This window comes from Bradyrhizobium sp. (genome assembly GCF_019242285.1).
Taxonomy (GTDB): domain Bacteria; phylum Pseudomonadota; class Alphaproteobacteria; order Rhizobiales; family Xanthobacteraceae; genus Bradyrhizobium.
Genome location: NZ_JAFAVV010000253.1, coordinates 1 through 9432, shown reverse-complemented (window position 1 = coordinate 9432; position 9432 = coordinate 1). Strand labels below are relative to the sequence as shown.

Here is a 9432-nt window from a genome sequence, read left to right as displayed (position 1 = left end):
GGAGGGCCGGGTATTCTCGGCTGAACCTGTGGTTCCTACCCCGTGCTTATTTGCTGCACGGGGGCCATGGGTATCAGTCGATACCCGGCCTTCCCTGCGCCCTCTGTTCTCGAGAGGGTCTCAATGAGGCAGATAACTCGGGCATTCCATGCCGCGAGAACGCAAGCGCATGCTCTGCTGGGCGGGCTGCTGAACTTTTCAAGGCGCATTGGCTGGTGCTGCCGGGGAGGATTGAACTCACGACCTCCCCCTTACCAAGGGGGTGCTCTACCACTGAGCTACGGCAGCGTGCCCGGGACGAAAGCAGAATCGGCCAAGCGGATCCTTCAGGCGGCCGGTTCTTGCCACAAGGGGCCGCCCTGCGCAAGCAGGCAGGACCTCCGCGCCCCCCAATCGATGCCCGTTCGACAGCCAACGGGGCGTATCCGCCGTGCATTTCCGAAATGCCGCGACGATCCGCTGATTGCCGGGAGCGCCGGGCCGTACGATATGTCGCCTAGAGGTTGCCCCCGTCAAAATCGGGTAGCGCAGCGAAAAGTGAGGCCAGCATGACGGCGGACGAGGACGACGACGACCGGGGTTCCGCGGCGGCGTCGCGGCGGGGCCGGCTCAAGCTCAAGTTGCGGGAAAATCTCAAGCGGCGGAAGGTGCAGGCGCGCGAACGCGGCAAAGTGGGGGACGCGCCATCGATCGACCACGAAACCTCCCCAGGTGGGGAGGTTGGCAAGGCCCGCGGCTAGCGGAATAAGGCTTCCTCCGAGGTGTATGCGGTGAGTGCGAGGGGACTGAGATGGCGGATCATGATGACGCGAATGGCAATGCGGATAATGGCGGGGCGCCCGGACGGGTGTTCCAGCGTCGCGAGCAGACCTTTCCGGAGCTGACGCCGTCCGAGATCGCGCGCATGCGCCAGTTCGGCGAGCTCAGGTCCTACAGGCATGGCGAGATGCTGTTCGAGACCGGCAAGCCCGGGCCCGGCATGTTCGTGGTGCTCTCGGGCCATGTCGCCCTCACCGAGCGCGACGGGCTCGGCCATGTCACGCCGATCATCGAGCAGGGCCCGGGCCAGTTCCTGGCCGAGATCGGTCAGCTCTCGGGGCGCAACGCGCTGGTCGACGGCCAGGCCGAGGGCGACGTCGAGACGCTGCTGATCCCGCCGGAGCGGCTGCGCGCGCTGCTGGTGGCCGAGGCCGATCTCGGCGAGCGGATCATGCGGGCGCTGATCCTGCGGCGGGTCAACCTGATCCAGGACGGCGCCGGCGGCCCGGTCCTGATCGGGCCGGCGAATTCCACCGAAATGATCCGGCTCCAGGGCTTTCTCGTCCGCAACGGCTTTCCGCATCATGTGCTCGATCCCGAGCGCGACCATGACGCGGCCGAGCTGATCGCGCGCTACACGCCCTCGCCGGACGACTGGCCGCTGGTGGTGGCGAGCGACGGTTCGGTGCTGCGCAACCCGACCGAGACCGAGCTCGCGCGCGCGATCGGCATGATCGGCGGCAGCCGCGGCCGCAAGATCTACGACGTCGCGATCGTCGGTTGCGGGCCGGCGGGGCTCGCCACCGCCGTGTATGCCGCCTCCGAGGGCCTCTCCGTCGCGCTGCTGGATTCGCGCAGCTTTGGCGGCCAGGCTGGCGCCAGCGCGCGAATCGAGAACTACTTTGGCTTCCCGACCGGCATCTCCGGTCACGCGCTGACCGCGCGCGCCTTCAACCAGGCGCAGAAGTTCGGCGCCGAGGTCATGATCCCTGTCAGCGCGACCACGCTCGACTGCGAGCGCCGCGACGGCAATTTCCTGCTCGAGCTCGACAGCGGCGACCATCTGCGTTCGCGCGCGGTCGTGGTGGCGAGCGGCGCGCGCTACCGCCGGCCGGAGATCGAGAACCTCGCTCATTTCGAAGGCCGCGGCGTCTGGTACTGGGCCTCGCCGATCGAGGCGCGGCTCTGCGCGGCGCAGGAGGTGGCGCTGGTCGGCGGCGGCAATTCCGCCGGCCAGGCCGCCGTGTTCCTCTCAGCCCATGCGCGGAAAGTGCTGATGATCATCCGCGGCGGCGGCCTCGGTGCCAGCATGTCGCGCTATCTGATCGAGCGCATCGAGGCGACGCCGAACATCGAGTTGATGTTCAACGCCGAGGTGGTCGCCCTCGAGGGCGACCATGACGCCACGCTCGAGCGCATCCGCTGGCGCAGCCGCCTGTCCCCGGAGGAGATCGTCACCGAGATCCGCAACCTGTTCCTGTTCGTCGGCGCCGATCCCGCCACCGGCTGGCTCGAGGGCTGCGGCGTCACCCGCGACCGGGGCGGCTTCGTGGTCACCGGCGCGCAGTCCGAGCAGAACCAGGGCCGTCCGGTGCCGACGCTGGAAACCTCGGTGCCCGGGGTGTTCGCGGTCGGCGACGTGCGCTCCGGCTCGGTCAAGCGCGTCGGCGGCGCGATCGGCGAGGGCGCGCAGGTGGTGGCGGCGCTGCACAGCTTTCTCGGCGACGCCGCGCGGCCGTCGCTTTGATGCACGGGCCTTCGCCATGTGACCAACGTGCGAAACTTTTTCAAAATGCACGTTCCCACGTCGTCCGCTGGCACCTGATTGCCGCTTGTCACGCGGCTGCGAATGGCAAACCGGCCGGGAACGACGTACGATCGGCGCTCTGCAGCCGAGCAACGAGGGGGAATTCATCATGACGCTAGGGTTGAGCTTGGGAGCGTTCACGCTCCTTCATGTCGCCATCAGTCTGATCGCGATCGTCGCCGGCGTGATCGTGATGTTCGCGATGTTCCGCGGCGACCGGATGCCGGGTCTGACCGCGATCTTCCTGCTGTTCACCATCCTGACCAGCGTTACCGGCTTCATGTTCCCGTTCACGGAGCTGCTGCCGTCGCACGTCCTCGGCATCATCTCGCTGGTGCTGCTCGCGATCGCCTGCGTCGCGCTCTATGGCCTGAAGATGGCCGGCATCTGGCGCAGCATCTACGTCGTGACGGCGCTGACCTCACTGTATCTCAACGTGTTCGTGCTGGTGGTCCAGACCTTCCTCAAGATCAACACGCTGCATGAGCTGGCGCCGGGCAATCCGCCGAGTGGCCTGTCGTTCGCGGCGGTGCAGGGCATCGTGCTGTTGTTCTTCCTGGTGATGATCGTGTTCGACCTGCGCCGCTACAGGCCGGGCCAGGCCGCGGCCTGACGGCGCGAGATCGGGGCAGGGGACGGTTCGAGGACAGAAAGGTTGGCTCCATGCCCATGATCAAGACCAGGGACGGCACCGAGATCTTCTACAAGGATTGGGGAAGCGGTCAGCCCATCGTGTTCAGCCATGGCTGGCCGCTCTCGGCCGACGACTGGGACACGCAGATGCTGTTCTTTCTCCAGCACGGCTATCGCGTCATCGCCCACGACCGGCGCGGCCACGGCCGCTCCAGCCAGACCTCCGACGGTCACGACATGGATCACTATGCCGATGATCTGGCGGCGGTGACCGCGCATCTCGACCTGAAGCAGGCGATCCATGTCGGCCACTCCACCGGAGGCGGCGAGGTGGTGCATTACATCGCGCGGCATGGCGAGAGCCGGGTCGCGAAGGCCGCGATTCTCAGCGCGGTGCCGCCGCTGATGGTGCAGACGGCGGCCAATCCGGGCGGGTTGCCGAAGGACATTTTCGACGGGTTGCAGGCGCAGCTTGCCGCCAACCGCTCGCAATTCTATCGCGATCTCGCGGCCGGTCCATTCTACGGCTACAACCGGCCGGGCGCCAAATCCTCGGAAGCGGTGATCGAGAACTGGTGGCGGCAGGGCATGATGGGCGGCGCGAAGGCGCATTATGACGGCATCGTCGCGTTCTCGCAGACCGATTTCACCGAGGACCTGAAGAAGATCACCGTGCCGGTGCTGGTGATGCATGGTGACGACGATCAGATCGTGCCCTATGCGGATTCGGGCCCGCTGTCGGCGAAACTTTTGAGGAACGGCACGCTGAAGACCTACAAGGGTTTTCCGCACGGCATGCCGACGACCGAAGCGGCCACGATCAACGCCGACCTGCTCGCCTTCTTCAAGGGTTGAAAGCTGTGTCACGGCGCGGGGCGTGTTTGGCGGACCTGCCCAGCCCGTCGGTTCCTGAAGCTCTTCATGGTCGCGCCAGCGCCGTTTCGGCGGTAGACTGGCGGTCCCCTGGAGAGAGTTCCGTGTCACCCCCGCTCAAGCTGATGGCGCTCGATGCCGACGATCTCGCGGTGATCTCCACCCATGTGCAGGACGCCCGCGTGCAGGTCGTCGACATCATCTGGCGCCAGGCCGAGAAACGCCTGGTGATCGGCATGAACCGGCTGGACTGGGAGCAGACGCTGGCCGGCGAGACCGAGCCGCGCCGGCTGGTCGCAGCACTGCGCTTCGACCGCGTGCTGGCCTGCAAGTCGCGCAACATCGATCTCGGCGATCAGGACAGCCTGCTCGACCTGGTCGGCATCGAGTTCCACGAAAGCGAGGCGCCCGGCGGCAGCGCGCTGCTCCACTTCGCGCAGGGCGGCGCGCTCCGCCTCGACGTCGAATGCCTGGAATGCGAGCTGACCGATCTCGGCCCCGAGGACATCGCCCCCGACCAGGGCGCGGGGATCGCATAGCCGTCGTCAATCCCGGGCGATGCGGCCGTACGAAATCACGGGTTTTTTATCTCCGCATCGCCGCCGTCGGGCTTCAACGATGCCGCCCGCACCCCATGTGCTATATTGAATGACGATCGTAATATAAAATGAGATCGTCCCAACACCGAATGGAGCGTGCCATGGGTGAGGTCGTCCGATTTGTCCCGAAGGCCGAGCTGGAGCGGCTCCGGCTCATCCGGGAAGCGCGCGCGATCTACGACAGCGTTTTTCCGCCGGCTGTCGCGACCGGGCAGTCGATCGCTCGTCCGGTCGGCAAGGTCAATCTCCGTCGCGGAGACGATGACCGGTCGTGACCGGGATCATCGCGAACGGAAACGGACGGGTGAATTTGCGCAGCAAACCAGAGGGAATCACGATGTCGATCCGAACCACGTTTTTCGCTGCAGCATTAGCGCTGGCCTTCCTTGGAGCGGCGCATGCCGAGGATGTGCGCGCGATCGAGGCCAAGAGCATCCATCTCGGCGAGATATCCGGCATCGCCTACTCCACCGTCGAGCGCGATGGGTTGCATGTCGTCACGACCCTTGCGCAGGGCGAGGCGGGAACGCCGATCCGCATCGTGTCGGTGCTTGCACCCGGCCAGAGCGTGATGCTTTCGACAGCAGGCGTCGCCGGCGCCATCGAGATCAGCCGGAAGGGCGACAAGCTTTACGTCCGCAGGGCCGGCGTCGTCTCGAACTAGCGCCAGCTCATGGAGGTCTGCACGGCGGGCATATCGGACCAGGTCTGCTCACACCCGAGTCGCTTCGCATTTTGACCAGCGGCTGCTATATCATCCGACGGACCCCGAAGCTGCTCGTTCATGAAGCGATCGCAAACTCAACACACCGCATTGCGCTGCCTTGCCGCGGCAGCGTTTGCAATGTCCCTGACCATCGGCTGGGCGTCGGAGCTGCGCGCCGAATCCGGAACGCCGGCTGCGGGAACTCTTTCACCCGCGGCCCTGACGCGGCTTGACGACACCATTCGCGACGAGATCGCGGCCAGCAAGATCCCCGGCGGCGTCCTGCTGATCCAGCAGCACGGCAAGCCGGTCCATTTCGAATGCTTCGGTGTGCGCGACCCCGATACCGGGCTGCCGATGACGCTGGACACGATCTTCCAGATCTATTCGATGTCGAAGGCCATTACGTCGGTTGCTGCGATGATGCTGGTCGACGAAGGCAGGCTGGCTCTCGACGATTCCGTGTCGAAATACATTGAGGCCTTTGCCAAAGCAAAGGTCGGTGTCGAGACTTCCGATGAGGCAGGAAAATATCCGCTCAAGCTCGAGCCGTTGAAGCGTCCGATTACCATCAAGGATCTGTTGCGGCACACCTCGGGTATCACCTACGGCTTCTTCGGCGAGACCCAGGTGCAGAAACTCTATGCGAATCCTCTGTTGTATGCAGGAGATTTCGATAACGCCGACTTCGCCGACCGCATCGCGGTGCTGCCGCTGGCCGATCAGCCCGCGACGCGCTGGAACTACAGCCATTCAACCGACGTGCTCGGCCGTGTCGTCGAGGTGGTCTCCGGACAGACGCTGTACCAATTCGAAAAGCAGAGATTGTTCGATCCGCTCGGCATGTCCGACACTGCGTATTATGTCGCGGACAAAGCGAAGTGGCCGCTGATCGCGAGGGGATTTCCCGTCGATCGCTTTCGAGTCGCCGGAATCCGCGATCCTACGTTGCCGCGACGCTGGGAGTCCGGCGGAGCGGGTCTGGTCTCGACGGCAGCGGACTACGCCCGTTTCCTGCAGATGATGCTGAATGGCGGTGAACTGGACGGCAAACGATACCTCAAGCGCGAGACGGTCGCGCTGATGACGTCGGATCAGATTGGTCCGGAGACCGGGATCATTCATGATCCCTTCTATTTTCCGGGCCCGACCAGCGGCTTCGGTCTTGGCTTTGCCGTGCGCACATCGCCACCTCCGGATACGAACTGGCCACTCGGTGAATACCGCTGGGACGGCGCCGGCGGCAGTTTCTATTTCGTCGACCCTGCGGACGGGATGATCGGAGTCTTCATGGTGATGTCACCCACACAGGGTGGACGAATCCAACTGAACTTGAAAACGATGATCTACGAGGCAATGGGAAGAGGCCAGCGCAAGGATTGAGGGAGCTCATCGAGGCTCCAGCAATGAGAACGGCGACCGGAGCCGACCATGGGAACCGAAAGCTACCGAGGTGCTGCGGCCCGCACCGAGGTCTCGGCCGAGCGCGCGGGTCGCCGGGCGGGAGAAACGGGGAACGCGGATGGAGCTCTCCTACTCGCAGAACATGGAGGATTATCATCTGTCACTTGCCTTCGCGGGGCAGGCGACGGGAACGTATATCGATGTCGGCGCGGGGCATCCGATTGCCGACAACGTGTCGTTCTGGTTCTATGAGCGCGGCTGGCACGGCATCGTCGTCGAGCCGCAGCCCGAGCTTGCGGCGCTGTACCGGCGGCTACGTCCGCGTGATGTCGTCGTTCGTGGCCTGCTCGGACGACAGGGCGGCGAGATCGACTTTCACGTGGTCGACCGTCTGCACGGCCTCTCGACGACGGTGGAAGATGTCGCACATAGAGCGCGGGCGTTCGGCATCACGCACCAGACCGTTCGCATGCCTGTGGCCACGCTGGCGAAGTTGTGCGAAGAACATGAATTGGAGACGATCGACTTCCTGAAGGTCGACGTCGAAGGCGCCGAAGCCGATGTTCTGTTGGGCGGCGATTGGAGGCGTTTTCGACCCAAGGTGATCGTCGCCGAAGCGGTCACGCCGATGACATCGGAGCCGTCTTGGCAGGACTGGGAGCCGTACCTGATCGCTCAGGACTACCGCTTCGTCCTGTTCGATACTCTCAACCGGTTCTACGTCGCGCAGGAGCATCCCGAAATCATCGAACGCCTCCCGCCCGAGCGAGCCCCGTGGCAAGCGGTTCGTCACATGTACGAGATCGGCCGTGCTCCCGAAAACGAGCAACATCCCGATCATGCGCTGGCGCGGGATCTGGCGCGCGGATTCTGGGCGAGCCTGCCTCATCTCGATGCGGGCCTCATCACTTCGATTTTGGCCCGCGCTCGCCGAAGGGCGGGACAGGACGACCTGGCCGCACTTGCGTCCATGGTCGAGAGCGAACCGTTCCGGGCCGCGCTCGGACGTATCGCTTGCGGTTACGACGGCGGACAGGTCGTCGATGACTGAGGTCTCGCACGTCGAGAGGCTGCCATCAGGGGAGCAATGACGACGGCCTGTGCGCCAATGCTAAATTCACCTGCAGATTCAAGCTGATTTGGGTTGCCCAGTCCGCGCCGCCAAAATATTATACTTCCGTTCTTCAGAAATTTGGTCTGTTCCTCCAGCCGCTCAGGAGGGAGAAGGTCGCGGCGGGAACGGTCATTCCGGCGCGATGGGCCAGCGGCGAATTGTGGTACGCAATTGCGTAGCTAGAATCTCGAGATTTCCGGGTCGCATCTGCGTGCGCCCGGAATGACCCGCGGGGTTGACGGCGCCAGACCGCCGCGCCATTGCAATACGCCGCCGCCCGAATCCGACTCCAGAAAGCCATTGGAATGCCCGTTCGCCTCGATCGCCGCAGCGCCGATTTCGACCGTCGCTTCGCGGCGTTCCTCACCGCCAAGCGCGAGGTTTCGGCCGATGTCGAGGCGGCGGCGCGGGCGATCGTGGATGACGTCGCCGCGCGCGGCGACGCGGCACTGCTGGCGGCGACGCGGAAGTTCGACCGGCTCGCGCTCGACGCCGGCGGCCTGCGCGTCACTTCCGCAGAGATCGACGCCGCCGTCGCAGCTTGCGACGCCGCAACGCTGGCGGCGCTGACCTTCGCCCGCGACCGCATCGAGACCTTTCACTTGAAGCAGTTGCCGGCGGACCAGCGCTTCACCGATCCACTCGGCGTCGAGCTCGGCTGGCGCTGGAGCGCGATCGAGGCGGTCGGGCTCTACGTGCCCGGCGGCACCGCGGCCTATCCATCCTCGGTGCTGATGAACGCGATCCCCGCCAAGGTCGCCGGCGTGACGCGGCTGGTGATGGTGGTGCCGGCCCCCGACGGCAGGTTGAACCCGCTGGTGCTGGCGGCGGCACGGCTCGGCGGCGTTTCCGAAATCTACCGGGTCGGCGGCGCGCAGGCGGTGGCCGCACTCGCCTACGGCACCGCGACCATCGCGCCGGTGGCGAAAATCGTCGGGCCCGGCAACGCCTATGTCGCGGCCGCCAAGCGGCTGGTGTTCGGCAAGGTCGGCATCGACATGATCGCCGGTCCTTCCGAGGTGCTTGTCATCGCCGACGAGACCGGCAATGCGGGCTGGATCGCCGCCGATCTGCTGGCGCAGGCTGAGCACGACGAGAGCGCGCAGGCGATCCTGGTCACTGATTCGGCGCGGCTCGCCGACGAGGTCGCGGCCGCGGTGCAGGCGCAGCTCGCGACGCTGCCGCGGGCCACGATCGCCGGCCGCTCCTGGGAGGATTTTGGCGCCATCATCCTGGTCGAGGCGCTCGCCGATGCCGTGCCGCTCGCGGACGCGATCGCGGCCGAGCATCTGGAGATCATGACCGCCGACCCGGAGAGTTTTGCCGCGCGCATCCGCAACGCCGGCGCGATCTTCTTGGGCGCGCATACGCCGGAGGCGATCGGCGACTATGTCGGCGGCTCCAACCACGTACTGCCGACGGCGCGCTCGGCGCGGTTCTCCTCGGGGCTTTCCGTGCTCGACTTCATGAAGCGCACGTCGCTGCTCAAATGCGGACCGGACCAACTGGCGGCGCTCGGGCCGGCGGCGATCTCGCT

Annotated in this window: 10 protein-coding genes and 1 tRNA gene; 10 read left to right on the top strand and 1 reads right to left on the bottom strand. The window is 65.5% G+C overall.

The window, feature by feature from the left end; all coding sequences use genetic code 11:
* Positions 1–213 precede the first annotated feature (213 nt).
* A tRNA-Thr gene (locus JOY90_RS09810) sits at positions 214–288 on the bottom strand.
* 260 nt (positions 289–548) lie between these two features.
* Between JOY90_RS09810 and JOY90_RS09805 the strand changes: the two genes are divergently transcribed.
* The 10 genes from JOY90_RS09805 to hisD all read left to right on the top strand — a co-directional run.
* Positions 549–740 (top strand): hypothetical protein, encoded by a 192-nt coding sequence (locus JOY90_RS09805; RefSeq protein WP_291690937.1) that lies wholly within the window; start codon positions 549–551, stop codon positions 738–740.
* Between the two features lie 50 nt (positions 741–790).
* On the top strand, positions 791–2506 hold the full coding sequence (locus JOY90_RS09800; RefSeq protein ID WP_291690936.1) for an FAD-dependent oxidoreductase: 1716 nt from the start codon (positions 791–793) through the stop codon (positions 2504–2506).
* Between the two features lie 169 nt (positions 2507–2675).
* Positions 2676–3179 carry a hypothetical protein gene (locus JOY90_RS09795; protein ID WP_291690935.1) on the top strand — a complete coding sequence of 168 codons (504 nt, stop codon included), beginning with the start codon at positions 2676–2678 and terminating at the stop codon, positions 3177–3179.
* 50 nt (positions 3180–3229) lie between these two features.
* Positions 3230–4054 (top strand): alpha/beta hydrolase, encoded by an 825-nt coding sequence (locus JOY90_RS09790; RefSeq protein ID WP_291690934.1) that lies wholly within the window; start codon positions 3230–3232, stop codon positions 4052–4054.
* A gap of 122 nt (positions 4055–4176) precedes the next feature.
* On the top strand, positions 4177–4611 hold the full coding sequence (locus tag JOY90_RS09785; protein ID WP_291690933.1) for a DUF2948 family protein: 435 nt from the start codon (positions 4177–4179) through the stop codon (positions 4609–4611).
* A gap of 161 nt (positions 4612–4772) precedes the next feature.
* Entirely contained in the window at positions 4773–4946 is a 174-nt protein-coding gene (locus tag JOY90_RS09780) for a hypothetical protein (protein WP_291690932.1), read from the top strand.
* Between the two features lie 62 nt (positions 4947–5008).
* Positions 5009–5335, top strand: a complete 327-nt coding sequence (locus JOY90_RS09775; RefSeq protein WP_291690931.1) for a hypothetical protein — start codon at positions 5009–5011, stop codon at positions 5333–5335.
* Between the two features lie 180 nt (positions 5336–5515).
* Positions 5516–6760 carry a serine hydrolase gene (locus JOY90_RS09770; protein ID WP_291690930.1) on the top strand — a complete coding sequence of 415 codons (1245 nt, stop codon included), beginning with the start codon at positions 5516–5518 and terminating at the stop codon, positions 6758–6760.
* A gap of 70 nt (positions 6761–6830) precedes the next feature.
* Positions 6831–7832 (top strand): FkbM family methyltransferase, encoded by a 1002-nt coding sequence (locus tag JOY90_RS09765; protein WP_291690929.1) that lies wholly within the window; start codon positions 6831–6833, stop codon positions 7830–7832.
* Between the two features lie 368 nt (positions 7833–8200).
* On the top strand, positions 8201–9432 hold a 1232-nt coding region (gene hisD, locus JOY90_RS09760), incomplete at its 3' end, for a histidinol dehydrogenase (RefSeq protein WP_291690928.1).

Coding starts and splice junctions, on each gene's coding strand:
- JOY90_RS09790 (WP_291690934.1), top strand. CDS start 3,230: ATGCCCATGATCAAGACCAGGGACGGCACCGAGATCTTCTACAAGGAT.
- JOY90_RS09780 (WP_291690932.1), top strand. CDS start 4,773: ATGGGTGAGGTCGTCCGATTTGTCCCGAAGGCCGAGCTGGAGCGGCTC.
- JOY90_RS09800 (WP_291690936.1), top strand. CDS start 791: ATGGCGGATCATGATGACGCGAATGGCAATGCGGATAATGGCGGGGCG.
- JOY90_RS09795 (WP_291690935.1), top strand. CDS start 2,676: ATGACGCTAGGGTTGAGCTTGGGAGCGTTCACGCTCCTTCATGTCGCC.
- JOY90_RS09805 (WP_291690937.1), top strand. CDS start 549: ATGACGGCGGACGAGGACGACGACGACCGGGGTTCCGCGGCGGCGTCG.
- JOY90_RS09770 (WP_291690930.1), top strand. CDS start 5,516: ATGTCCCTGACCATCGGCTGGGCGTCGGAGCTGCGCGCCGAATCCGGA.
- JOY90_RS09775 (WP_291690931.1), top strand. CDS start 5,009: ATGTCGATCCGAACCACGTTTTTCGCTGCAGCATTAGCGCTGGCCTTC.